At 70.7% G+C, this 24,536-nt stretch carries 21 protein-coding genes; 11 read left to right on the top strand and 10 right to left on the bottom strand.

Annotated elements, in window-relative coordinates:
* The first annotated feature begins 5 nt into the window (after positions 1-5).
* The 7 genes from AB0M02_RS19060 to AB0M02_RS19030 all read left to right on the top strand — a co-directional run bounded on the left by AB0M02_RS19060 (position 6) and on the right by AB0M02_RS19030 (position 6,575).
* A complete protein-coding gene (locus tag AB0M02_RS19060; RefSeq protein ID WP_364228413.1) occupies positions 6-1,061 on the top strand; it encodes an ABC transporter ATP-binding protein in 1,056 nt (351 codons plus the stop codon).
* Positions 1,058-2,038, top strand: coding sequence for an ABC transporter permease (locus tag AB0M02_RS19055; protein WP_364228411.1), 981 nt, complete (start codon positions 1,058-1,060; stop codon positions 2,036-2,038). Before AB0M02_RS19060 ends, AB0M02_RS19055 begins: the two co-directional genes overlap by 4 nt.
* A 3-nt stretch (positions 2,039-2,041) precedes the next feature.
* Positions 2,042-3,103 (top strand): ABC transporter permease, encoded by a 1,062-nt coding sequence (locus tag AB0M02_RS19050; protein WP_364228410.1) that lies wholly within the window; start codon positions 2,042-2,044, stop codon positions 3,101-3,103.
* Positions 3,100-4,107, top strand: coding sequence for an ABC transporter ATP-binding protein (locus AB0M02_RS19045; RefSeq protein ID WP_364228408.1), 1,008 nt, complete (start codon positions 3,100-3,102; stop codon positions 4,105-4,107). Before AB0M02_RS19050 ends, AB0M02_RS19045 begins: the two co-directional genes overlap by 4 nt.
* A 67-nt stretch (positions 4,108-4,174) precedes the next feature.
* Entirely contained in the window at positions 4,175-5,494 is a 1,320-nt protein-coding gene (locus AB0M02_RS19040) for a GH1 family beta-glucosidase (protein WP_364228406.1), read from the top strand.
* Entirely contained in the window at positions 5,491-6,321 is an 831-nt protein-coding gene (locus AB0M02_RS19035) for a class I SAM-dependent methyltransferase (RefSeq protein ID WP_364228405.1), read from the top strand. Before AB0M02_RS19040 ends, AB0M02_RS19035 begins: the two co-directional genes overlap by 4 nt.
* 53 nt (positions 6,322-6,374) lie before the next feature.
* Entirely contained in the window at positions 6,375-6,575 is a 201-nt protein-coding gene (locus tag AB0M02_RS19030; protein ID WP_364228403.1) for a hypothetical protein, read from the top strand.
* Here the strand turns inward: AB0M02_RS19030 and AB0M02_RS19025 are convergent, their stop codons facing one another.
* A complete protein-coding gene (locus AB0M02_RS19025) occupies positions 6,576-7,076 on the bottom strand; it encodes a hypothetical protein (protein WP_364228402.1) in 501 nt (166 codons plus the stop codon). It lies immediately after the preceding gene.
* A 165-nt stretch (positions 7,077-7,241) separates the two neighbouring features.
* Here AB0M02_RS19025 and AB0M02_RS19020 point away from each other — a divergent pair, with 165 nt between their 5' ends.
* Complete coding sequence (locus AB0M02_RS19020; RefSeq protein ID WP_364228400.1) at positions 7,242-8,198, top strand: aldo/keto reductase; 957 nt, start codon at positions 7,242-7,244, stop codon at positions 8,196-8,198.
* 286 nt (positions 8,199-8,484) lie between these two features.
* Here the strand turns inward: AB0M02_RS19020 and AB0M02_RS19015 are convergent, their stop codons facing one another.
* Positions 8,485-8,859, bottom strand: a complete 375-nt coding sequence (locus AB0M02_RS19015; RefSeq protein ID WP_364228398.1) for a cupin domain-containing protein — start codon at positions 8,857-8,859, stop codon at positions 8,485-8,487.
* A gap of 70 nt (positions 8,860-8,929) precedes the next feature.
* Between AB0M02_RS19015 and AB0M02_RS19010 the strand changes: the two genes are divergently transcribed.
* Complete coding sequence (locus AB0M02_RS19010; protein ID WP_364228397.1) at positions 8,930-9,373, top strand: MarR family transcriptional regulator; 444 nt, start codon at positions 8,930-8,932, stop codon at positions 9,371-9,373.
* Between the two features lie 259 nt (positions 9,374-9,632).
* On the opposite strand, the gene AB0M02_RS19005 is transcribed toward AB0M02_RS19010, so the two are convergent.
* From AB0M02_RS19005 to AB0M02_RS18995, 3 genes are all read right to left on the bottom strand, one after another.
* Positions 9,633-12,152, bottom strand: coding sequence for a DNA topoisomerase IV subunit A (locus tag AB0M02_RS19005; protein ID WP_364228395.1), 2,520 nt, complete (start codon positions 12,150-12,152; stop codon positions 9,633-9,635).
* Positions 12,153-12,166: 14 nt separating this feature from the next.
* On the bottom strand, positions 12,167-14,248 hold the full coding sequence (locus AB0M02_RS19000) for a DNA topoisomerase IV subunit B (RefSeq protein WP_364228393.1): 2,082 nt from the start codon (positions 14,246-14,248) through the stop codon (positions 12,167-12,169).
* Between the two features lie 113 nt (positions 14,249-14,361).
* Positions 14,362-15,030 (bottom strand): adenylate/guanylate cyclase domain-containing protein, encoded by a 669-nt coding sequence (locus AB0M02_RS18995; RefSeq protein WP_364228392.1) that lies wholly within the window; start codon positions 15,028-15,030, stop codon positions 14,362-14,364.
* Positions 15,031-15,206: 176 nt separating this feature from the next.
* Here AB0M02_RS18995 and AB0M02_RS18990 point away from each other — a divergent pair, with 176 nt between their 5' ends.
* Both AB0M02_RS18990 and AB0M02_RS18985 read left to right on the top strand, forming a co-directional pair.
* Positions 15,207-18,020, top strand: a complete 2,814-nt coding sequence (locus AB0M02_RS18990; protein WP_364228390.1) for an AAA family ATPase — start codon at positions 15,207-15,209, stop codon at positions 18,018-18,020.
* A gap of 176 nt (positions 18,021-18,196) precedes the next feature.
* Entirely contained in the window at positions 18,197-18,967 is a 771-nt protein-coding gene (locus tag AB0M02_RS18985; RefSeq protein ID WP_364228388.1) for a DUF5995 family protein, read from the top strand.
* 8 nt (positions 18,968-18,975) lie between these two features.
* On the opposite strand, the gene AB0M02_RS18980 is transcribed toward AB0M02_RS18985, so the two are convergent.
* The 5 genes from AB0M02_RS18980 to AB0M02_RS18960 form a co-directional block, all read right to left on the bottom strand.
* Positions 18,976-19,479, bottom strand: coding sequence for a hypothetical protein (locus AB0M02_RS18980; RefSeq protein ID WP_364228386.1), 504 nt, complete (start codon positions 19,477-19,479; stop codon positions 18,976-18,978).
* A 35-nt stretch (positions 19,480-19,514) separates the two neighbouring features.
* Positions 19,515-20,870 (bottom strand): histidine kinase dimerization/phospho-acceptor domain-containing protein, encoded by a 1,356-nt coding sequence (locus AB0M02_RS18975; protein WP_364228384.1) that lies wholly within the window; start codon positions 20,868-20,870, stop codon positions 19,515-19,517.
* Positions 20,863-21,558, bottom strand: coding sequence for a response regulator transcription factor (locus AB0M02_RS18970; protein WP_364228382.1), 696 nt, complete (start codon positions 21,556-21,558; stop codon positions 20,863-20,865). Before AB0M02_RS18970 ends, AB0M02_RS18975 begins: the two co-directional genes overlap by 8 nt.
* A 242-nt stretch (positions 21,559-21,800) precedes the next feature.
* Positions 21,801-22,448, bottom strand: a complete 648-nt coding sequence (locus AB0M02_RS18965) for a response regulator transcription factor (protein WP_364228381.1) — start codon at positions 22,446-22,448, stop codon at positions 21,801-21,803.
* The gene (locus AB0M02_RS18960) at positions 22,445-24,481 is read right to left on the bottom strand and encodes a GAF domain-containing sensor histidine kinase (RefSeq protein WP_364228379.1); all 2,037 of its coding nucleotides are present in this window, start codon (positions 24,479-24,481) and stop codon (positions 22,445-22,447) included. The genes AB0M02_RS18965 and AB0M02_RS18960 overlap by 4 nt, the downstream gene beginning before the upstream one ends.
* Positions 24,482-24,536: the final 55 nt, after the last annotated feature.

The following is a 24,536-nucleotide window of genomic DNA, read 5'->3' as shown; positions in this document are numbered from 1 at the left end:
CCGGCATGACGTCGATCCCGGACGCCAAGGCGCCGGCCGACGAGGTGGTGCTCGAGGCGATCGGCCTGACCAAGCACTTCCCCGTCCGCCGGAAACTGCGCGACCTCTTCTCCAACCGCCATGACGCGGTTCACGCCGTCGACGATGTGAACCTCACCCTCCGCCGCGGTCAGGTGGTGGCTCTCGTGGGCGAGTCCGGCTCGGGCAAGTCCACAGTGGCCCGGCTGCTCGCCCAGCTCTATCCCCGTACCGGCGGCGACATCCGGCTGCACGGCGCGTCGACGAAGGTCAAGTCGGGCTCGGCGTTCCGGCAGTACTGCTCGCGGGTCCAGATGATCTTCCAGGACCCGTTCGCCTCGTTGAACCCGGTGCACACGATCCGGTACCACCTGACCCGGGCCCTCAAGATCCACGGCAACGCCGGTACGACCGACGCCCATCTCGAAGAGGCGCTGCACGAACTGCTGGAGCGGGTGTCGCTCACCCCGCCCGAGCGGTACCTGGACAAGTTCCCGCACGAGCTCTCCGGCGGCCAGCGGCAGCGCGTGGCGATCGCCCGGGCGCTCGGTGCCGAACCCGAGGCACTGCTCGCCGACGAGCCGGTGTCCATGCTGGACGTCTCGATCCGGCTCGGTGTCCTGAACCTGCTGCGCGATCTGAAGGAACGCCTCAACCTGGCGATCCTGTACATCACCCACGACATCGCGTCGGCCCGCTACTTCGCGGACCAGACCATGGTCATGTACGCCGGCCGGATGGTGGAGGGCGGCGACAGCGAAACCGTCACACAGTCGCCCGCGCACCCGTACACGAAATTGCTGATCGACTCCGCGCCGGACCCGGACCGCCTCATCGGTGATTCCGAAGCCGAAGGCGAGGATCGTGGCAACGGTGAACCGCCGAGCCTGATCCACCCGCCCGCCGGATGCCGCTTCCACCCGCGCTGCCCGATGGCGATGCAGCGATGCTCCACCGAGACGCCCGTCCCGCTCGAGATCGGTGACGTGCCCGGCCACTGGGCCGCGTGCTGGCTGTACGACAAGAGCGAGGTGTCCTCGTGAAGTACTTCCTGCAGCGCTTCGCGTTCTACATCTTCACCGCCTGGGCCGCGATCACGCTGAACTTCTTCATCCCCCGGATGATCCCCGGCGACCCGGTGCAGGCGCTGGTCACGAAGTACCAGGGCCAGCTCAGCAGCAAGGCGATCGACTCCCTGTACGTGCTGTTCGGCCTGGACAAGGACGCGAACATCTGGGAGGAGTACGTCAACTACTGGAAGCAGCTGCTCGCCGGTGACCTCGGCCTGTCGTTCACGTTCTTCCCGACGCCGGTCTCCGAGGTGATCAGCAACAGCCTCCCGTGGACGCTGCTGCTGGTCGGCATCACGACGATCATCAGCTTCTTCCTCGGCACCGGCCTGGGCATCCTGGCCGGGTGGAGACGGGGCTCGTGGGCCGACGGCCTGCTGCCGGTGACCACGTTCCTCTCCTCGGTGCCGTACTTCTGGCTCGGCATCATCGCGATCTACCTGCTCACCGGCCCGGACAGCTTCTTCCCGTCGTCCGGCGGCTTCGACAGCGGCCTGGTGCCGGCCTGGGACCAGTACTTCATCCCGAGCGCCATCCAGCACAGCCTGCTTCCCGCGCTGACCATCCTGATCTCGTCGGTCAGCGGCTGGATCCTGAGCATGCGCAACATGATGGTGACCGTCTCCTCCGAGGACTACATCACCGTCGCGCACGCCAAGGGCCTCAAGGACCGGCGGGTGGCGATGAGCTACGCGGCTCGCAACGCGCTGCTGCCGAACGTCTCCGGCTTCGCGCTCTCGCTCGGCTTCATCGTCGGCGGCACGCTGCTCGTGGAGATCGTCTTCTCGTACCCGGGCGTCGGGTTCCAGCTCTTCCAGGCGCTGGGCGCGTCGGACTACCCGCTCATGCAGGGCATCTTCCTGATCATCACGATCTCGGTGCTGGTGGCCAACCTGCTGGCGGACGTCGCGTACATCCTCCTCGACCCGCGCACCCGCAAGGAGGGCTGAGCGATGACGATTCCCACCTCGAGCATCGAGCAGGTCATCCCCGGCCAGGGCTCGATGGCCCAGCCGGAAGCCGGCAAGCCCGCCAAGGCGAAGCGGCAGCGGTTCCGGTTCATCGCCAACCGCAAGGCGATGATCGGCCTGATCATCATGAGCGTCTACCTGGTGCTGGCGGTCGTCGGGCCGTGGATCGCGCCGTACGACCCGAGTGCCCGCGGCAACCAACTGGTGCAGCCGCCCTCGGCCGACCACTGGATGGGCACCACCCACCTCGGCCAGGACGTCTTCAGCCAGCTGCTGACCGGAACCCGCAGCGTCATCTTCGTCGGCTTCTTCGCCGGCATCGTGGCGACCGTGCTGTCGGTCATCATCGGCGTCACCGCCGGATATGTCGGCGGCAAGACCGACGACGTGCTCTCCGCGCTCTCCAACGTCTTCCTGGTGATCCCGGCGCTGCCGCTGATCATCATCATCACGTCCACCCTGGAGAACGCCGAGGACTGGCTGATCGCCCTGGTCATCGGCCTCACCTCGTGGTCCTGGAACGCCCGGGTGCTCCGCGCGCAGACGCTCTCGCTGCGCCGGCGAGACTTCGTCGAGGCGTCCCGCGCCAGCGGCGAGCGAACCTGGCGGGTGATCGGTTTCGAGCTGCTGCCGAACCTGACCGCGGTGATCGCCTCCGGCTTCGTCGGAACAGTCATCTTCGCCGTGCTCTCCGAGATCACCCTGGCGTTCATCGGTGTCACCTCGGCCACCACCTGGAACTGGGGCACCATCCTGTTCTGGGCGCAGGGCCAGCAGGCGCTCGCCCAGGAGGCCTGGTGGTGGTTCGTGCCGGCCGGTCTGGCCATCGCGATCCTCGGCACCGCGCTGTCCCTGATCAACTTCGGCATCGACGAGTTCGTCAGCCCCCGGCTTCGCAGCGCCGGCAAAACCAAGATCAAGACCAACAGCGGGCGTACGGTGCGGATGCGCATCGGCTTCACCCCGGTCCTGAGCAACTCCGCCGAGCCGCACACGCACGCCAAGCCGACGCCGGTGCTGCGCAAGGAAGAGGTGACCTCATGAGTCAGCCGGTCATCGAGATCAGGAACCTGAACGTCGGGTACGGGCTGGGCGAGCAGGGCGTGCGCGCGGTCCGGGACGTCAACCTGACGCTGCACCGCGGCGAGGTGCTGGGCCTGGCCGGCGAGAGCGGCTCCGGCAAGTCGACGCTGGCGTACGGGATGACCCGGCTGCTCCCGCCGCCCGGCGTGATCACCGGCGGTCAGGTGATCTACCACCCGGAGAACGGCGACCCGTACGACGTCCTCGCGCTCACCGACCTGCAGCTGCGGCAGTTCCGGTGGAACGAGACCGCGATCGTGTTCCAGGGCGCGATGAACTCGCTGAACCCGGTACACAAGATCTCCACCCAGCTCACCGACGTGCTCAAGGCGCACAATCCGAGGATGAGCGAGGCGGAGCGCAACTCGCGTGCCCGGGAGATGCTCAAGCTCGTCGGCATCGCCGCGGACCGGATGGACGCGTACCCGCATCAGCTCTCCGGCGGCATGCGGCAGCGCGTGATGATCGGCATGGCGCTGATCCTGCAGCCGCAGGTCGTGATCATGGACGAGCCGACCACCGCGCTCGACGTGGTGATGCAGCGGCAGATCCTCGGCCAGCTCATCGAGCTGCGGGAACGGCTGGGCTTCTCGGTCATCTTCATCACGCACGACCTGTCGCTGCTTGTCGAGTTCTCCGACAAGATCGCGATCATGTACGGCGGGCGGATCGTCGAGGAGGCCCCGGCCAAGGCGATCTACGCTGACGCGCTGCACCCGTACTCGGCCGGGCTGCTCGGGTCCTTCCCGGCGCTGCGCGGGCCGCGGCGGGAACTGACCGGCATCCCCGGCTCACCGCCGGACCTCAAGGGCATGCCGAGCGGGTGCTCGTTCCACCCGCGGTGCCCGAAGGCGTTCGAGCCGTGCTCCGGCAACATCCCGGTGCTCGGCCACCCCGGCACCCCGGACGGGGACTCCCGCACGGTCGCCTGCTGGCTGCACCCGACTGAACAGCCGGTCGGCTGATTCATTGAGCAGAGGGCCGGTCCCTTGCCGTCGGGACCGGCCCTCACCATGTGTTCTGGAGAGCTGCATGACTTTCACGTGGGGCGTGGCCACCTCGGCGTACCAGATCGAGGGCGCGGCCGCGGAGGACGGGCGGACTCCGTCCATCTGGGACACCTTCAGCCGGGAGGTGGTCGGCGAGACGGGTGACGTGGCCTGCGATCACTACCACCGGATGCCGGACGACGTGCAGCTGATCAAGAGTCTGGGCGTGGACGCGTACCGTTTCTCGATCTCCTGGCCGCGCGTGCAGCCCGGCGGGCGCGGCCCGGCCAACCCGGCCGGCCTGGCCTTCTACGACCGGCTCGTGGACGAGCTGCTGGCTGCCGGGATCGACCCGTGGGTCACGCTCTACCACTGGGACCTGCCGCAGGAGCTCGAGGACGCCGGCGGCTGGCCGCACCGGGACACCGCGTACCGGTTCGCGGACCTCTCGATGCTGGTGTACGAGCGCCTCAAGGACCGGGTGCGGAACTGGGGCACGGTCAACGAGCCGTGGTGCGTGGCGTACCTCGGGTACGAGCACGGCGTGCACGCACCCGGCCGGCGTGACTTCGGTGCGGCGCTCGCCGCCACCCACCACCTGCTGCTCGCGCACGGTCTGGTGGCGCGGCAGATCTGGACGCCGGAGAACACGGTGAGCATCGCGCTCAACATCGGCACCTCCACCCCCGCGTCCGACGACCCGGTCGACGTGGCGGCCGCCTGGCGGGCCGACGGCAACGTCGCGCGGATCTTCCTGGACCCGCTGCGGCACGGCCGGTACCCGGCCGACGTGGTCGAGGACCTCGCGGCACGCGGGTACACGCTGCCAGTCCACGACGGCGATCTGGAGATCATCTCGGAGCGGCCGATCGACCTGCTCGGGGTCAACTTCTACTTCGGACAGGACTTCGCCGGCACCGACCTCGAGGGCAACACGATCGACGCGCTCGGGCGGCCGGTCGTCCGCGAGATCAAGCCGGACGCGCCGGTCACCGACCTGGGCTGGCCGATCACCCCGGACCGGTTCACGAAGCTGCTGCTGCGGCTGCACCACGACTACGGGTTCCCGCTGGCGGTCACCGAGAACGGCGCGGTCTACGAGGACCACCCGGACGCGTCGGGCTTCGTCGCGGACTCGGCGCGGACCGCGTACCTGCGCGACCACGTCGACGCGGTCTTCGCCGCACGCGCCGAGGGCGCTGACGTGCGGGGCTATTTCGCCTGGTCACTCATGGACAATTTCGAATGGGCCGAGGGGTACGCGAAGAGGTTCGGCCTCGTCCACGTCGACTACGAGACCCAGGCGCGTACGCCAAAACAGAGCGCGCTCTGGTTCCGTGATCGCATACTCTCTCGGCCATGACCGACTACCTCGACCTGAATCGGGCAAACTGGGACGAGCGGGCCCCTTCGCACGCAGCGTCTGACTTCTATCACGTCGAGGACTTCGTCCAGGACCCGTCGTACCTCAGCGACGTGGTCCGGTTCGACCTGCCGCGGCTCGGCGACATCGCCGGGCTGCGCGGGGTCCACCTCCAGTGCCACATCGGCACCGACACGGTCTCGCTGTCCCGGCTCGGCGCCCGGATGACCGGGCTCGACTTCTCCGGCGTCTCGCTGGAGCAGGCCCGGACCATCGCTGCTCGGGCCGGCGCCGACATCCCGTTCGTGCAGAGCGACGTCTACGCCGCCCGGGAGGTTCTGGACGGCGACTTCGACCTGGTCTTCACCGGCATCGGCGCGCTCGGCTGGCTGCCCGACATCAAGCGATGGGCCCGGACAGTCGCGTCGCTGCTCGCGCCGGGCGGCAGGCTGTTCATCCGCGAGGGCCACCCGATCCTGTGGGCGGCCGAGCAGGACCGGCCCGACGACCTGGTCGTGCTCTCCGAGCCGTACTTCGAGACCGCCGAACCGCAGATCTACGACGAGGGCGGCACGTACGTGTCCGCCGACGCCGAGTTCACCAACAACGTGACCCACGAGTGGAACCACGGGCTCGGCGAGATCGTCACCGCGGTACTTTCGGCCGGCCTGGAACTGACCGGGCTGGAGGAACACCGTTCGGTGCCGTGGGAGGCGCTGCCCGGTCTGATGCGGGACATCGGCGGCGGCGAGTTCCAGCTCCGCGACCGGCCGGAACGACTCCCGCACACCTACACCCTGCAGGCCCGCAAGCCCGGCGCCGTTTAGAGATCAGCCGTTGCGGGGTATCTGCCGCCCATCCCCGGCAGAGGAGGTCCCCGATGCGTATCGGTGCTGTTCTTTTGGTCATCTGGCTCGCGCTCGGCGTCGTCGCCGCTTTCCAGCGCGGTTACTTCAAGGACGACGGCGACGCGAGCTGCGCGGAAGCCGGCACGGTCATCATCACGACGATCGCCGGGCCGCTCAACTGGATGGGCGTCAACCCGAAGATCACCTGTGACGTCCCGGAGCCGAGCAAGTAATCACCTCAGGAACGCCCGCTCGTCGACGTGGCGGGTGGGCGTACCGAAGAAGAGCTCCGGGTGCACCAGGCCCAGTGCCAGATTGAGCGTGTCCTGGCGGTAACTCCACCGTCCATCCTGGATCAGTGGCCAGGACACCCGATAGTTCACCTGCCACCGCAGCCACTCGCCCGGTGCCAGCCAGATCCCGGAGGGGCGGCGGCTCGCTGCCTGGGTGGTGCCACCCCTGGCGGGGAGGAGCTCCACACGTACCCTCTCGCCTTTGCGAACCAGCCGCAGACCGCAACGCGCCGCACTCGGCTCGCGCTCCGCCGGCTCCGCGCCCAGGGACTCGATCGGCTCGAAGCCGTTACGCTCCGCCATCACCACCTCGTGCACGACGCCGGTCCGCAGGGCCGGCAGGCGAAACCCCACCGGCGCCGCATGGCGGCGCGCGGCATCCGGACCGCCGCGGGAGCGCTTGGTCCACTCAGTGCTCACCCACTGTGCGACGACATCCACTGCTCCCCCTTCCCGCAGGGCAATTCTCCCTGGTGCAGCCAGCGAGAGCACGGATTATTCACCTGGTGGACACCTTCACGCCGCTCGGCGCGCCGAACTGATTCTCGGACTTGAGCTGGAGCGCGCTCCAGCTTCTACGGTTTCTCTCAAAGAGGGGGAACCATCATGGAGACCAGGAACTTCGGACGTCTCGGCCGGATCAGCTCGCTCACGCTGGGTGGCGGCGGCATCGCCGGGGTGTGGGGCAGCACGGATCGCGACGAGGCGGTGTCCACTGTCCACGCGGCGATCGACGCGGGAATCACGATGCTGGACCTGGCGCCCAGCTACGGATCGGACTTCGAGTCGGAGCGGGCGGTGGGCCAGGCACTGCGCGACCGCCCCGCACCGGACGTGATGATCACCAGCAAGGTGCAGCTGACCAAGCCCGGCGGCACCGATTGGGCCGCGCGGATCCGGGCGAGCCTGCGGGACAGTCTCGCGCGGATCGGCCGGGATCACCTTGACCTGTTCCTGCTGCACACGCAGTTGCGGCCGCGGACGCCGTCGTCCTACGTGCCGGACGACCTCGACTGGGATGACTACACAGTGGTGGCCTCGGAGCTCGATCGACAGCGATCATCTGGGACAATTCGGGCGTGGGGGATCACGGCGATCGCGCATCCGTCCTCGGTGGTTGCGGCGTTGTCGACGGGTCCTCGGCCGGATGCGGCCCAGGTTGTAGTGAATCCGTTGGATATGAACGGGGATCTGTGGGTTTATGGATCCTCGGTCTCACCGGACAACGCGTCGATCCTGCGGACGGCCGTGTCGAACGACGTGTCGGTCGTGGGGATCCGGGCGGTGGCGGCGGGGTCGTTGACCGGGGCGCTCGATCGTTCGCTGGACCCGCGGCACCCGGCGGCGGTGGACTTCGAGCGGGCTTCGCCGTACCGGAAGCTGGCGGCGGAGTTCGGGGAGACGCCGGCGGCGCTGGCTCATCGCTACGCGCTGAGCGTCCCGGGCGTGGCGACGGTGGTGCTGGGCGTGAAGAACCGCGCCGAGCTCGCGGAGTGCGTGGCTGCTGAGGAGCGGGGGCCGCTCTCGCCTTCCGAGGTGGCCGCTGTCGAGGCTCTTCGCTAGCCCCCACCCCCGGCGAGCCGCGCCCCAGCCCCCTCCACCCCCACAGCCAGGGGGCTAGGTCACGGCTCGCCCACGCCAGCCGCGCCCCAGCTCCCTCACACCCCACAACCATGGGGCTATGGCACGGCTCGTCCAAGCCAGCCGCGCCCCAGCCCCCTCCACACCCCACAACCAGGGGGCCAGTGCACGGCTCGCCCACGCCGGCCGCGCCCCAGCCCCCTCCACACCCCACAACCAGGGGGCTAGGGCACGGCTCGCACCCGCCGGCCGCCGGTCAGGTGCCGGGTCAGCTCACCCAGGGCGGCGTCAGGGTGGAGCCGTCGGGGAGGGTGGCCTCGAAGCCGGCGCTGGTGGTCACCCACGCCTCGGCCGGTAGCTCACCCTCGTTGTCGGCGCGGAACTCCGCCCCCGCCGGCACCACCAGCACATCTCCCGGCTCCAGCCGCCCGGCGACCCCGTCCAGGGTGACCGACAGGCGCCCGGCGGCCAGGATGAACACTTCGTCCCGCCCCACGCGATGCGGAACCCCCTCGGTGCCGCCGGCGATCTCGACACGCCACGTGCACAGCTCCCGGCTGCCGGTGGACGGCGACGCGTAGGCGTGGAACACCGTCCCGTGCAACCGATGCTGCACGGCGTCCTCACTGCGATAGATCGGCATCAGTCCTCCATTTAGTCAAGTCACTTGACCATATAGTCAAGCAGCTTGACCGGCATGTCAAACTCTTTCCGTGCGAGACGATCTCCAAGACCTTCCGGTGCTCCTGCTGAGCGCCGCACGCGCGCTTGTCGACGGGATAGATGCCGGCGTACGCGCCTCCGGCTTCACCGACCTCCGCCCCGCACACGGATTCGCGTTCGTCCGGCTCTCCGGCACCGGCGCAACCGTCAACGAACTCGCCGAGCACCTGGAGATCACCAAACAGGCAGCCAGCCAGATGGCCGACGAGCTGGTACGCAAGGGCTACGTCGAACGGCTACCCCACCCCGCCGACGCCCGCGCCCGACTACTCGTGCTGACCTCAAAGGGCATCGCCTGCACCCGCGCCGCCGACGCCGCCGCCGAGCAGACGTTGCGCCCCTGGGCCGATTCCCTGGCCCCCGGCCAGCTCACCGCCCTACGCTCCGCCCTCTCCCGCCTCGCAACCCCGGGCCGCATCCGCCCCACCTGGTGACCCCTCAGCGAAAGCCCTCGCCCGGAGGAAGGCCCGCCCGGAGAAGTAGGCCCGCCCGGAGGAAGGCCCGCCCGGAGAAGTAGGCCCGCCCGGAGGAAGGCCCGCCCGGAGGAAGGCCCGCCCGGAGAGAAGGCCGCCCCGGGCGAAGGCCCGCCCGGAGAGAAGGCCGCCCCGGGCGAAGGCCCGCCCGGAGAGAAGGCCGCCCCGGGCGAAGGCCCGCCCAGGGGAAGGGAGCGCCCACTCCGCAGACCAGCGAGGGTCAGTCCCGTTCGATTTGGTGGCCGATCAGCTGCGGGCCCATCAGCACAGCATTGCCCGAGCCGTCGCGGCGAGCGTCGGGTTCGGGGAGTTCGACCGGGTCGCCGGTGCTGCTGGCGCCGATCGGGCGCGGCCCGACCCAGGCGACAGTAAGGCGGGACTCCCCCTTGAGGAAGCGCTGCACCCGGACCCCACCCGTCGCCCGGCCCTTGGCCGGGTAGGACGCGAACGGTGAGACCTTGACCTGCGTGCCGGTCGAGGTGACGACCATGGGCTCGCCGTGTTCGGGGTCGGAGGTGGAGACGGCGTTGAAGGAGATGACCTCGGAGTCCGGGGTCAGGTTGACGCCCGCCATGCCACCGCCCTTGAGGCCCTGGGGGCGGACCAGTTTCGCCGGGAAGCGCAGCAGGGAGGCGTCGGAGGTGACGAAGACGAGGGACTCGGCGCCGTCGGTGAGCCAGGTGGCCTGGAGGACCTCGTCGCCCTCCTTCAGCGTGATGACCTCGAACTCGTCGGAGCGGACCGGCCACTCGGGCGCGCAGACCTTCACCACGCCGAGGCGGGTGCCGAGTGCGATGCCCGGGGAGTCGCCGGACGTCAGCGGGGCCAGGCCGACGACCTTCTCGCCCTTCTCGAGCGGGACGAGTTCGGAGGCGGACATGCCGCCGCGCAGGGAGACCGTGCCCGACTGCTCGGGCAGGACCGGTAGCGGGAGGACGTCGGTCTTGAACGCGCGGCCGCGGTTGGTGACCAGCAGGATGCGGCCCCGGGCGGTCGAGTGGATCACCGCGCGGACGGCGTCGTGCTTGACGCGGCCGCTGCGCTTGCGGGCCTCCGTGGACTCCTCGCTCTCGGCGGCCGTGCGGGCGATCAGCCCGGTCGCGGAGAGGATCACCTGGCAGGGGTCGTCGGCCACCTCGAGCGGGCCGGCCGGCACCGAGGCGGCGAGGACCTCCTTGAGGTCACCGTCGATCAGCGTGGTGTGCCGCGGGGTGGCGAACTCGCTCGCGACCTCGGCGAGCTCGTCGGAGACGACCTTCTTGAGGACGTCCTCGTTGTCCAGGATCCGGGTCAGGTCGGCGATCTCGTTGCGCAGCCGCTCCTGCTCGGTCTCCAGCTCGATGCGGTCGAAGCGGGTGAGCCGGCGCAGCGGGGTGTCCAGGATGTACGTCGCCTGGATCTCGGAGAGGCCGAACTCGCTCATCAGGCCGGTCTTGGCCGCGGCCGCGTCGTCGCTGGCGCGGATCAGCGCGACCACGCGGTCGATGTCGATCAGGGCGATGAGCAGGCCGTCGACCAGGTGCAGCCGGTCCTCGCGCTTGGTCCGGCGGTACGTGGTGCGGCGGGTGACCACCTCGTAGCGGTGCTGGACGAAGACCTCCAGCAGCGCCTTGAGCCCGAGCGTGCGCGGCTGGCCGTCGACCAGCACCAGGTTGTTGATGCCGAACGAGCTCTCCAGCGGGGTAAGACGGTAGAGGTCGGCGAGCAGCGCCTGCGGGTTGACGCCGACCTTGCACTCGATGACCAGGCGGGTGCCGTGCTCGCGGTCGGTGAGGTCCTTGACGTCCGCGATGCCCTGCAGGCGGGCGGCCTGTCGCTGGCCGCGCCGCGGGCCCGAGGTGATCAGCTTGCCCTTCACCTCGTCGGTGATCGCCTCGATGATCTTCTCGGCGCCGACGCCGTAGGGCAGCTCGGTCACCGTGATCGCCTGACGTCCCCGCCCGCCCTCGAGCAGGCCGGTCTGGGCGCGCGCGCGGACGCGGACGACGCCGCGACCCGTCTCGTACGCCCTGCGCACCTCGTCGAGGCCGAGCAGCTGGCCGCCGGTGGGCAGATCGGGACCGGGCACGAAGCGCATCAGCTGGTCGAGATCGGCCTCCGGATGGGTGATCAGGTGCCGGGCGGCCGCGACGACCTCGCCGAGGTTGTGCGGGATCATGTTCGTCGCCATGCCGACCGCGATGCCGGATGTGCCGTTGACCAGCAGGTTCGGGAAAGCGGCGGGCAGCACCTTGGGTTCGAGGTCGGAACCGTCATACGTCGGTTTGAAGTCGACCGTGCCCTCGCCGAGCTCGCCGACCAGCAGCATCGCCTCGCGGGACATGCGCGCCTCGGTGTACCGCGCGGCGGCCGGGCCGTCGTCGGGTGATCCGAAGTTGCCGTGGCCGTCGATGAGCGGCGTGTTCAGCGAGAAGTCCTGGGCGAGCCGGACCAGGGCGTCGTAGATCGCCACGTCGCCGTGCGGGTGGTACTTACCCATCACGTCGCCGACGACGCGGGCCGACTTCACGTACGCCCGGTCGGGCCGGTGGCCCTGCTCGGACATCGACCACAGGATCCGCCGGTGCACCGGCTTGAGGCCGTCCCGGGCGTCGGGCAGCGCCCGGGAGTGGATCACCGAATACGCGTACTCCAGGTAGGAGTCCTCGACCTCGGTGGTGAGGGGGTTGTCGATGACCCGGGCGCCGGCCTGGTCGAACGCGGACAGGTCGACGCGGTTCTCGGATTTGCGGCGTGCCATTGGTAGCGGACCTCTCAGGCGTCGATCGTCTCTTGGTCGATCCGGCCGGCGGCCTCGATCAACCAGTTCTTCCGGGGCTCGACCCGCTCGCCCATCAGCAGCTCGAGGGTGGCCTCGGCCCGTTCGGCGTCCTCGATGGTGATCCGCCGGACGGTCCGCGCCGCGGGGTTCATCGTGGTCTCCCACAACTCGTCGGCGTCCATCTCACCGAGGCCCTTGAACCGCGGCACCGGTTTCTGCACCTGGCGCCCGCCCCGCTCGATGCGCGCGACGGTGCTCTCCATCTCCTGCTGCGTGTACGTGAAGATGGTCTCCGAGTTACGCCCCTTGGTGACCACCTTGTGCAGCGGCGGCATGGCGGCGAAGAGCCGGCCGTGCTCGATGACCGGCCGCATGTACTTGGCGAAGAGCGTGATCAGCAGTGTCCGGATGTGCGAGCCGTCGACATCCGCGTCGGCCATGATCAGCACTCGGCCGTACCTCAGGTTGCCGATCTCGAACGTGCGGCCGGAGCCGGCGCCGAGGACCTGCACGATCGCCGAGCACTCGGCGTTGTCCAGCACCTGCTGCAGGCTGGCCTTCTGCACGTTGAGGATCTTGCCGCGGATGGGCAGCAGCGCCTGGTATTCCGAGCTGCGGGCCATCCGGGCGGTGCCGAGGGCCGAGTCGCCCTCCACGATGAACAGCTCGGACCGGTCGATCCCGATGGCACGGCAGTCGACCAGCTTGGCCGGCATCGACGCGCCCTCCAGGGCGGTCTTGCGGCGGGCCGCGTCCTTCTGCTGTTTCTGGGTGAGGCGGACCCGGGCGGCGTCCACCACCTTCTGCAGGACGGTGCGCGCCTCGGTCTTGGTCCGGCGGCCGTCGATCCACTCCTTCAGATAGGACTCGACGAGGGCCTGCATGACCCGGGTGACGCCGGCGGTGGAGAGCTCGTCCTTGGTCTGCGACGTGAACTGCGGCTCCGGCACCCGCACGTGGATGACCGCGGTCATCCCCTCGAGCAGGTCGTCCAGGACCGGTGGCTCCTCCTTGGGCTTGAGCAGGCCACGGGTGTTGCGGATGGCCTCGGTGAGCGCGCGGACCAGGGCGCGCTCGAAGCCCTTGCGGTGGGTGCCGCCGTGCATGTTGCGGATGGTGTTGGTGAAGCACTCGACGGTGCGCTCGTAACCGGTGCCCCACCGGAAGGCGACCTCGATCTGGGCGTGGCGGACCACGTTCGCCTGCATGACGCCGTTGGCGTCGGCGGCGTTCTCCTTGTAGGTCCCCTCGCCGGTGACCAGGAGGACACCGGAGACCGGCTTGTCACCCTGTGGAGTGAGGAACTCCACCATGTCGGTGAGCCCGTTCGGGTAGTGGAAGGACTCGGTGGCGGGCTCCTCGGCGCCGGCGTCGAACAGGGTGTACTGCACGCCGGGGACCAGGAAGGCGGTGTTGCGCAGCTTGGCGCGCACCGACTCGACGTCCAGGCGGGCGGCGCCCTCGAAGAACCGGGCGTCGTACCAATACCGGATGGAGGTGCCGCTGGGCTCGCCCCGCTTCATCCGGCGGGTGACGCGCAGGCCGGGCTCGGGGCTGAACGGCGCGTCCGGCCCGGGGCCGTCGAAGACGCCGGGCACTCCGCGCTGGAACGAGATCTCGTGCACCTTGCCGTCACGCTTCACGGTGACGTCGAAGCGCAGCGAGAGCGCGTTGACCGCGGAGGCGCCGACGCCGTGCAGGCCACCGGAGGTCTTGTAACCCGAGCCACCGAACTTGCCGCCCGCGTGCAGGCGGGTCAGCACCAGCTCGACGCCGCTCAGGCCGGACTTGGCATGCACGTCGGTGGGGATGCCCCGGCCGTCGTCGTCGACCTGGACCGAACTGTCGGCGTGCAGCGTGACGGCGATCCGGGTGGCGTAGCCGGCGACACCCTCGTCGGTGCAGTTGTCGATGATCTCGTTGGCCAGGTGGTTGATGCCCCGGCTGTCGGTCGACCCGATGTACATCCCAGGGCGTTTCCGGACAGCGTCCAGCCCTTCGAGGTGCGTGAGGTCGTCAGCCCCGTACAAGGTCTCTGGCTGTGCGGTCACGAGGCGGCACTCCCGATCGGCCATGGGTGGTCAAGACGGCGCGAGCCTACCCGGCGCCTCCGACACTTCTGCCCCAGGCGAGCCAGGTCTAGACCACACCGTGGCCCAAATCGGGATGAACGGTACTAAAGTGTGGCCTAAGACACGCCGATCAGTGGTCCGGTCCGCGGCATGATCTGCACGGTCCGCTGCCCCACCGCGGTCGGCATGGTCCGCGGCATCGTCTGCGGCTGGAGGGCACGGAACAGATCGAGCGGGCGCGACTTGCCCGGCACCGACACCGGCGGCAGCTCCTGATAGGCGATCCGCGTGGCGGTCGCCTCCCGGGTGGCCGAGCAGACCACCACGGTGTCGTGCGGCGCGTACGCCTGAAGCCGCGCCGCCGTGGCCACCACACTGCCGCTGACCATCGCGTACCCGCCGTCGAAGGCGGCCATCGGGTCGACGATCACCTCGCCGGTGGCCAGACCGACCCGGGTCTTGACGCGGAACCTGCCGGCCAGGAGACGCCCCCTCAACGACTCCTGGACCGACAGGCCCGCTTTCACCGCCGAGGCCGCGGCCTCCGGGCCGAACCCGTCCTCGCCGGCGCCGAACACCGCCATCACCGCGTCACCGACGTACTTCTCCACGATGCCGCCGCACGCGCGGACCACGCCCGAGACCACCGAGAAGTAGTCCCGCTGCAGCGCACGCACCTCCGCGCAGTCGAGCCGGTCCACCAGCGAGGTGAAGCCGACGATGTCGACGAACAGCACGGTGACGTCCTGGCGCCGCTCCTGAACGGCCATGGTGATGGTGGTCATGTCTCACGCTCCCCCAGATCACTGGCGCTGACCGGGAGAACGGTGCCAGCCCAGTTGACGACGCGGATCCGCAGAACGACGTATCTCTGACAGCATCGGCACCGGTCATTTTTGTGACGCAGAACAGTCCGAACCGACGACAACGTGATACGCCCTTTCCGATTAGGCTGCCCTTCATGGCCAGCCAGGAGGACGACGGGCCGCTTGTCGGACGCGACGGCACGCTGGCCGACGTCCAGTCCTACCTGCGTGACGTCGGTCCCGGCGGGACCGCCGCGGTGTTCGTGACCGGGGAGAGCGGCGTCGGCAAGAGCCGTCTGCTGCGGGAGACCGCCGAGTCGCTGCGCGGCAGCGGCTTCGCCGTGCTGTCCGGCACCTGTTTGGACATCGGCGACGCGTCCCCGCTGCACCCGGTGCTGCAGGCGCTGCGCCGGCACGACGAGTCCGCACCGGCACCGGCCGCCACCGCCGACGACGCCGGCGCCCTGCTCGACCGGGTCTCCCACGACCTGCGCGCGATCGCCGGCGACAAGCGCCTGCTGCTGGTGCTCGACGATCTCCAGTGGGCCGACCGCAGCACCCGCCAGCTGCTGCTCTATCTGCTGGCCGGCCTCGGTGACGTGCGCGTCTCGGTGCTCGCCGCGATCCGCGCCGAGGCACTGCACGGCACCCACCCGCTGCGCCGGGTCCTCGCCGAGCTGCGCCGGCTGCGCTCGGTCCGGGTCGTCGACCTGCAGCCGCTGACCCAGGACGACACCCGCGAGCTGGTCTCCGCGATCGTCGGCGGCAACGTGGCGATCGAGGACGCCGACCGGGTCTACAAGCGCAGCGGCGGCAACCCGTTCGTCGCCGAGGAGCTGGCGCGTGACCTGCGCGACGGCCGGGTCGAGCTGTCCGACACGCTGCGCGAGATCTTCCTGTCCCGGGTGGACGAGCTGCCGGCGAACGCGCATGCCGTCGTACACGCTCTGGCCGCCGGTGTGGAGCCGGTGGAGCACGCCGTGCTGTCCCGCGTGGTCCCGCTGCCCGAGGACCAGCTGATCGAGGCGATCCGGGCCGCGATCGCCCAGCGTTTCGTGTCCAGCGACGGCGACGGTTACCGCCTGCGGCACCGCCTGGTCGCCGAGGTCCTGGAGCAGGAGGTGCTGCCCGCCGAGGCCGCCTCCCTGCACCGGCGGTACGCGGAGGCCCTGGAGGCCCGCGACGGCGAGCCCGACCACGCCCGGCTCGCGTTCCACTGGCAGCGCGCCGGTGTGCCGGCCCGTGCCCTGCCCCCGGTCGTCGCCGCCGCCCGCTCCGCCGAGGGCCTCTACGGCTTCGCCGAGGCCCATCGGTATTGGACGATCGCCCTCCAGCTGACCGCCGAGGAGGACCGGGAGCGCACAGGGCTGCTCGGCAACGCGGCCGAGTCGGCGCACCAGTGCGGCGAGCACCTGCTGGCACTGTCCAGGCTCGGCGAGCTGGCCGGCCGCCCGGACGCGCCCGGCCAGTGCGACCTGCACCTGCGCCGGGCCCGCTACCTGGCCGCCGCCGGCCGTTCCGCCACCGCCGAGACGGAGTACGAACTGGCCCTCGAGGCCCCCGACTGCACCCCGCGCCAGCGGGCCAGCGCCGCCGCCTTCCTCGCCGAGCTGCTCCTGCACCTGGGCCGGTACGCCGACGCCAACCAGCGCGCCCGCGAGGCCCTGGAGCTGGCCGCGGTGAACGGCTCGACCGCCGACCTGGTCCGGGCCAGTGCCGCGCTCGGCTTCAGCGCCGCGTTCCGGGAGGACCCGGACGCCGGTCTGGCCGTCATCCGGCACGCGGTGGAGATCGCCGAGCGCTCCGGCCACCCGGACGACCTGGGCGTCGCCTATCTGCACCTCGCCGAGCTGCTCACCGGCCCGCTGAACAGCATCGAGGAGGGCGTGCTGGTCGCACGCCGCGGCGCCGACCGGCTCGCGCAGCTGGGTGTCGGCCGCACCTATCAGACCCGGCTGCTCGCCATCGCCGCGAACGGGCTGTTCCGCACCGGCCAGTGGGCCGAGGCGGACACCATGCTGCAGACCGCCATGCGGCACCGCCCGTCCGGGGCGGACGCGGTGGAGCTGCTGCTCGCCCGGTGCCGGCTCCTGGTCGGGTTCGGCGAGCTGGACAACGCCGGCCGTGACCTGGACGCGGTGGCGACACTGCTGGCCGGTGGCGGCGCCCGGCATGTGCTGCCGATGCTGACGTTGCGCGCGGGCCTGGCCATGTGGCTCGGCGAGCACGCCGACGCGCGGGCGGCCGTGCAGCGCGGTCTCACCGAGACACGCTCCGACGACCTGGTGCTTCTCGGCGTGCTGGCCTGGCACGGCCTGCGCGCGGAGGCCGAGGCGCACGTCGCCGGCAAACCGGTCGATCCCGGTGCGGTCCGGCGTCTGAAAACCGTGCAGGGCCGCCTGCTCGAGGGTGTGAACAACGCCGGTGCGGCGCGCGCGGTGGTGGAGGGCTATCTCGATCTGTGCGCGGCCGAGCTGAGCCGTATCGAGGACCGGCAGGATCCGGCGCCGTGGGACCGGGCGGCCCGGATCTGGGACCGGCACCAGCAGCCCTATCCGGCGGCTTACGCGCGGCTGCGCCACGCCGAGGCCTCACTGCAGCGCAAGGTGCGCCGGGCCGCGGCGATCTCCGGGCTGCGCCAGGCGTACGCGACCGCCACCGCCATGGGCGCCAAGCCCTTCGCCAACGAGATCCGTGGCGTGGCACAGCGCTACCGCGTCCCGCTGGCCGACGACATCCCGACCGTCCCGATGGCCGCGCCGGAGCAGATCGTCGACGAGCTCTCGGTGCTGACCGGCCGCGAGCGCGAGGTCCTGGCCGCCGTCGCGGAGGGGCTGACCAACCGGGAGATCGGTGAGAAGCTCTTCATCAGCGAGCGTACGGTCGGGGTCCACCTGGGACACATCTTCGACAAGCTCCAGGTACGTACCCGCGTGCAGGCGAGCCGGGTCTATCTGACAGCCGCCTGACCAGGCGATCGTTACCTTTCCGAGACATACGTATGTGGAATACGTAGTTCTACCGATCCCCCGGTGCTCCCCCGGTGGAAGGGTGTAAGCCACGGGGGAGCACCGCCCGGTGGCCTCGTTCCACCGGGCGGTGCTGGGGGCCCTCCGCATTTCTGCATCACCCCGTGGAGGATCCGATGACCGAGCCCATCTGGGGTCCGGTGCAGCAGGAGATGTCCGACATCCTGCGACACCACCCCGACGACGTACCCGGAGTGGTCGACCAGCTCGCCCAGCTGCAGGTAGTGCTGTGCCGCGTGCCGCCGTTGCTGAACAGCAACCCGCTGGCCGACTTCAACAAGCTCTACCTGACCATCACCGAGAACGTGCTCGAGCGCCTCTACGCCGGCAAGTTCAAGGACCCGGCGTTCCTGTCGCGGCTGGACGTCGAGTTCGCCACGCGGTATTTCGACGCCCTGCGGTACTGGACCGAGGGCAGCCCGGCCTGTCCCGGCGTCTGGGCCGGCCTGTTCGGCCGCATCCCGGGCCCGGACGCCCGCCCGCTGCCGTCCGCCGTCGCGGGCGTCAACGCGCACATCAACTTCGACCTGCCGTTCGCGCTGGTGACCACGTTCGACCACCTGGGCAGCGACCCGATCGACGGCAGCGACCAGCACCACGACTACCTCCAGGTCAACGACATCTTCGCGGAGGAGATCCCGGGCCTGCGCCGCGGTTATCTGGACCGGTGGCAGCTGCTCATCGACACGATGAACGGCGACCTGGACGACTGGTGGCAGGGCGAGATGGTGGAGTACACCCGCAACGTCGCCTGGCGCAACGCCCAGAAGGTCTGGGCGATCCGCCACGACCTGATCGCGCTGGACAAGGAGCGCCGCCGGCTCGACCGGACCGCCACCGGCCTGGGCAAGCTGCTGCTCTCACCGTTCGCCGACTTCCTCCAGTGACGCAGTGACTATTTGAGGATGATCAGGCGGGCGGTGGTCGCGGTTCCCTCGCGCAGGCCGCCCACACCGATCTCGGCGCCGGTCTTCAGCGCGTCCCGCTCGACCTTCTCCCGGTTCTTGACGATCCGCAGCGGGTCGCCGTAGGTCCAGGTCAGCTCGAAGCCGTCGGTGGACTTCAGGGTGAGACCGGTCTCGGTGACCGCGGTGACCGTGCCGCGTTGCACCACTACCGTACGCACGCCCTCGCGCGTCTCGACGACGATCTCGCCGTGCAGGGTGTTCTTGCGCAGCTGCTTGCGGATCGCCCGCGGGCGAGGGCCGTCCTTCTTCGCGTCGTCCTTCGCCTCCTCCTCGGTGAAGCCGACCTCCTGGAGGGCGACAAACTCGGCGGAGACCTCGTCCATCACCGGCGCCGGCGCCGCGGAATCGGCGCCGGAGCGGGCCACGCCGCATCCGGTCAGGATCAGCGTGGCGGCGGTGCAGATGCTCAAAACGATTCGGGTACGCGTCATGCAAGGCATCCTGGACGCCCCCCACTCAGCCCCGGTCAGGGAATTGTTCGAGTTCGGTAAGGCAGCTCCACGGTGAACATCGCCCCGCCCTCCGGCGCGTGCCCCGCGCTGATCCGGCCACCGAGCCGCCCCACGAGCCGGGCCGCCAGCGCGAGCCCGAGTCCGCTCCCGACCTCGCGGATCCCCCGGTAACGGCGGTTCAGCTCGCCCCGGTCGAACGCCACCGCCAGGTCGTCGTCGGTGAAGCCCGGCCCGCCGTCGCGCACCTCGACGATCCCGTGCTCCGGGCCGGCCCGCAGCGCCAGCACGAGCGGCGCACCGGCCGGGACGACCCGCAACGCGTTCTCGCAGAGCCCGTCGAGCACCTGCCGGATCCGGCCGGGATCCGTGTCCACGGTGATCGGCCGGTCCGGCAGGTCCACGGTCAGCGCCGGCCCGTCCGGCCCGCACCGGGCCGCCCACGCACGACCGGCCTCCCGGAGCAGCTCGACCAGGTCGACCGGTACGACGTGGATCGGCAGGTCGGCCGCCTCCAGACGGGCCAGCACCAGCAGATCCGAGACGAGGCGGTCGAGCCGCTCGGCCTCGTTGAGCATGGTGGACCCGGCCTGGGACGCGTCCGCCGGCTCGATCACGCCGTCGGCCAGCGCCTCGGCGTACCCGCGGATGGTGGCCAGCGGGGTGCGCAGCTCGTGCGAGACCGAGAGCAGGAAGTCCCGCTCGCGCCCCTCGCTGGTCTGCAGCGCCGAGGCGAGCTGGTTGATCGCGTCGGCGAGACGGACCGACTCGGCCGGGCCGGAGCGGGAGATCCGTACCGAGTGGTCGCCGGCGGAGAGACGTCCCGCGGCGGCGGCCGCCAGGGTGAGCGGCCGGGCCAGGAACCGGGCGAGCAGGGCGCCCGCCAGGACACCGCCGAGCAGGCCGGCGAGCAGCGCCACCCAGACGCTGCCGAGGACGCGGACCGCGGTGCCGGAGGCGACGGCCCGGGTGAGCACGACACCGCTGTTGCGGCCGGAGAGCGGCCGGCCGGCGATGAACGAGGCGCGGTCGTTCACCAGGGCGCGGGTGTCGACCAGGCCGCCGCCGGCGATCTGCTCGACGACCCGGTCGGGCAGACCGGAGTGGTCGGCGACACCACGCCGGATCAGGTAGATCTCGATCTTGTCCTGGCGCAGGCGGGACGCGATCCGCTCCCGCGCGGCGGGTCGCTCGTCGGCGAGCAGCTCGACGGCGAGGGCGGTCTTGGCCATCAGCTCGGTGCGGATCTGGGTGTTGACCGTGCGGACCGCGACCGGCACGGCGACCAGGGCGGTCACGATCACGGCGACGACCGCGGTGGCGGCGGTGACCAGCACGGTGCGGCCGGTCAGCGTACGGAAGAAGTCACGCATCAGCGCAGTACCCGACTCCACGAACGGTGCGGATCAACGACGCGGCCCCGCCGAGCTTGGCCCTGACCTGCGCCACGTGCACGTCGACGGTACGCGTACCCGCATGCGACGCGTATCCCCAGACAGCGGCCAGCAGCTCCTCCCGCGTGAACACCCGCCCCGGCCGCCCGAGCAGGTGTGCGAGCAGGTCGAACTCGGTAGCCGTCAGGTTCAGCGGCGTGCCGTCCACGGTTGCCAGCCGCCGTCCCGGGTCGAGCGCGAGCGGGCCGAGTACGCGTACCCTCTCCGCCTCGGACGGACCGGCCGCGCGGCGCAGCAGCGCCTTGACCCGGGTGACCAGCTCGCGGGGGCTGAACGGCTTCGTGACGTAGTCGTCCCCGCCCAGCTCCAGCCCGAGGATCCGGTCGACCTCGTCGTCCCGCGCGGTCAGGAAGATCACCGGCGTCCAGTCGTTGTCGGCGCGCATCCGCCGGCAGATCTCGGTGCCGTCCAGGCCGGGCAGCGCGATGTCCAGGATGCAGGCGACCGGGCGCAGCCGCCGGGCCGCCGCCAGCCCGGCCGTGCCGTCCTGTTCGACGTGCACGCCGAAGCCCTCACGGCTGAGGTAGAGCCGCACCAGGTCGGCGATCGGGCGTTCGTCCTCGACCACGAGGACCAGTCCCTTGGGCGCGTCGGTCACGGCCCTCATCATGCCGCCGGGAAGCGCCCGCCGATGTTCGGGGAACGTAAGCTCTGAGCTCAGTGTATTGATCAGTACCTATGAAGTGACCTATGGGAACGCTCCCATTGTTCGGGAAAGCGCTCTCCAATCCGTGCTATAAAGACGCCGGACACCCTGTCCTGCACAGGCGACCGTTTGTCGGCTTCGATGTAATCGACCACCCCCTTGAGCCGGGCGAGGCGTCGCACACGGGGGGATGCCTCGCCCACCTAAAGTCCGAGACCGGCTTCCCTGGCCCGGACGATCGCCTCGGCCCGGTCGGCCACCTGCAGCTTGGTGAAGACGTTGGAGACGTTGTTGCGCACGGTCTTCGGCGACAGATACAGCGTGGCCGCTATCTGCGCGTTCGACCGGCCCGCGGCGAGCAGCTCCAGGATCTCCCGCTCCCTCGCGGTGAGCTGCGGGAACGCCTCGGTCGGCGCCGGCGGGCCGGCCGCGAAGAACTCGGTGATCCGGCGTGCCAGCGCGGCACCGAAGACCGCGCCGCCCGCCGCCACCGTCGTGATGGCCCGTACGATCTCGTCCTGTTCCGCGCCCTTGACCAGGTAACCCCGCGCGCCGGCGCGGATCGCCGCGAACACGGTGCCGTCGTCCTCGGACATGGTGAGCACGAGGATGCCCACGCCGGGTGCCTCGCCGGCCAGTTTCCGGGTCGCCTCCACGCCGTTGAGCCGGGGCATCTGCACGTCCATCACCACGACGTCCGGCAGCAGGCGGATCCCGGCGGCCACCGCCTCGGCACCGTCCGCGGCGGTGCCGACCACCTCGAGCCCGTCGACGGTCGCGAGCAGCATCGCCAGCCCGTCCCGGAAGATCGGGTGGTCGTCCGCGACGAGGACGCGAATCGGCTCGGTCATGACACCTCCGCTGGAACGGGCAGGGGCAGACGGGCCCGCACCACCGTGCCGCGCTCGCCGGGGCACTCTATCCGGCACTCCCCGCCCAGCTCAGCGGCGCGTTCCCGGAGCGAGACCAGCCCCACGCCGGTGGGTGTGCCGGCCGGGATCCCGGCACCGTCGTCGGTGACCTCCAGCTCCAGCGCACCGTCGACCACCTCCAGGCGGACCCGGCAGATCGAGGCGGAGGCGTGCCGGGCCACGTTCGTGAGGGCCTCGGAGGCGATCCGGTACGCCGCCACCTCCACCGCCGCCGGCAACTGCTCGAGATCGTCCCCGCCGTCGACCGTCACGCTCAGACCCGGTGCTCGCAGCCGGGCCGCCTGCTGCCGGACCGCCCCGGCCAGCCCCACGTCGTCCAGGGCCGGCGGCCGCAGGTCGTGCACCAGCCGCCGCACGTCGGCGACCGCCGTGCCGGCGTCCTCCCGGGCCTGTTTCAGCAGCTTGTCCGCCTCGCCGGGGTTGCGGCCGACCAGGTTGCGGGCCGCCTCGATGCGCAGCGCCACACCGCCGAGCATGGGCCCCAGACCGTCGTGCAGGTCCCGGCGCAGGCGGCGCCGCTCCTCCTCCCGCGCGGTCACGATCTGCTCCCGGCTGTGCTGGAGCTCCCGCAGCAGATGCGCGTGCCGCGCGGCGATCGCGGCCTGCCGCACCATGTCGCCGAGCAGCCGCTCGTCCTGCGGCGACAGCGCCACCCGTGGGCCGCCGGCCGGCAGGATCACCCGCCCGACCGGCTCGCCCCGGTACGAGATCGGCAGCGTCGTGGTCTCCCCCGCGACCGTACCCAGCCCGGCGATCAGCCTGCTGCCGTCCGGCCGGTCCACCTCCACCGACACGAACCGCGACTTGAACGCCGACGCGACCGCCGAGGCCACGGTGAGCAGCTCGTCCTCCTCGGAGCGGGACCGTTCCAGCTGCTCGGCGAGGCCCGCCACCACCCGGTACGGGTCGTCGCGCCGTCCCAGCACCAGCCGCCGCGAGAGCAGCCACAGCCGGTGCCGCAGCGGGCCGTACCCGATGCTGACCAGCAGCAGCGCGACCACCGCCGCGTCCCGTTCGGGAAGGCTCTGCCCCAGCAGCAGCCCGGTCAGCGCGAGCACCGACGCGTCCACCACGAGCACGGTGGCGGCGAGCGCGGCGTACACGAACGTGCTCCCGAGCAACCGGTCGATGTCGAGCAGGCGCGGGCGGGCGATCGCCACGGCGACGACCACACCGGTGAAGCCGACCACCGGGCCGAGTGCCAGGTCCGACAGCTCGGGAACCGTCTGCACGCCGCCGACCACCAGCAGGTTGACGATCGCGGCCCAGAGCAGCCAGCGCATCCGCAGCCGGTCCTCGCCGGCCGAACCGCGGAACCGGCCGGCCACCACGGCGAACGCGACGAGCATGCCGAACGGCAGCGCCACGAAGCTCAGGTCCAGCAGCGCCGGCCACCAGCCGTCCGGCAGCGGGAGGGTGAGCGGGTCGAGGTTGAGCTCCTGGAGCGGCTCGGGCATCGGGACACCGGCACGGCCCTGGGCGACCTCCGACGGGACCAGCAGCACGGCGAGCGGCATCAGGGCGGACAGGGTGAGACTGACGTACGCGGCGATCCGCCACCGGCCGTCCGGCAGCCGCCCGGCCGGGTAGAGGACCAGCAGCAGCGGCACCCAGACCATCAGCGTGGCGCCGAGCCGCTGGTAGATCCAGAACGACGTCGAGGCACCGGGCAGATCGTGCAGGCTGGAGTAGGTGAGCCAGGAACACGCGGCGGCGTCCAGGCTCCAGTGCGTCCCGGCGAGGCAGAGCAGCCACGCGATCGGGTGCCGGGGCATCCGGTGCAGCAGCAGCGCGCCCGGTACGGCGAGCCCGAGCCCGGCCAGCGCGGCGTTCCACGCAGTGTCGGAGTCGATCTCCGCCCGGTAGGCGGACGGCACCGCGAGATCGAGCACGCTCGCGACGACCAGGGCGACCACCGAAACCGCGACGACCGCGACCGCTGCCTTCTTCACGCGCCCATCGTCGCAGGCAGGGTGTCCCCCGGTCGTTAGGCGTTTGTCCCGGCCG

The organism is Actinoplanes sp. NPDC051861 (genome assembly GCF_040681145.1).
Classification (GTDB): Bacteria; Actinomycetota; Actinomycetes; order Mycobacteriales; family Micromonosporaceae; genus Actinoplanes.
Note: the sequence above shows the minus strand (reverse complement) of the source record. Positions and strands in the feature narration are given on the sequence as shown.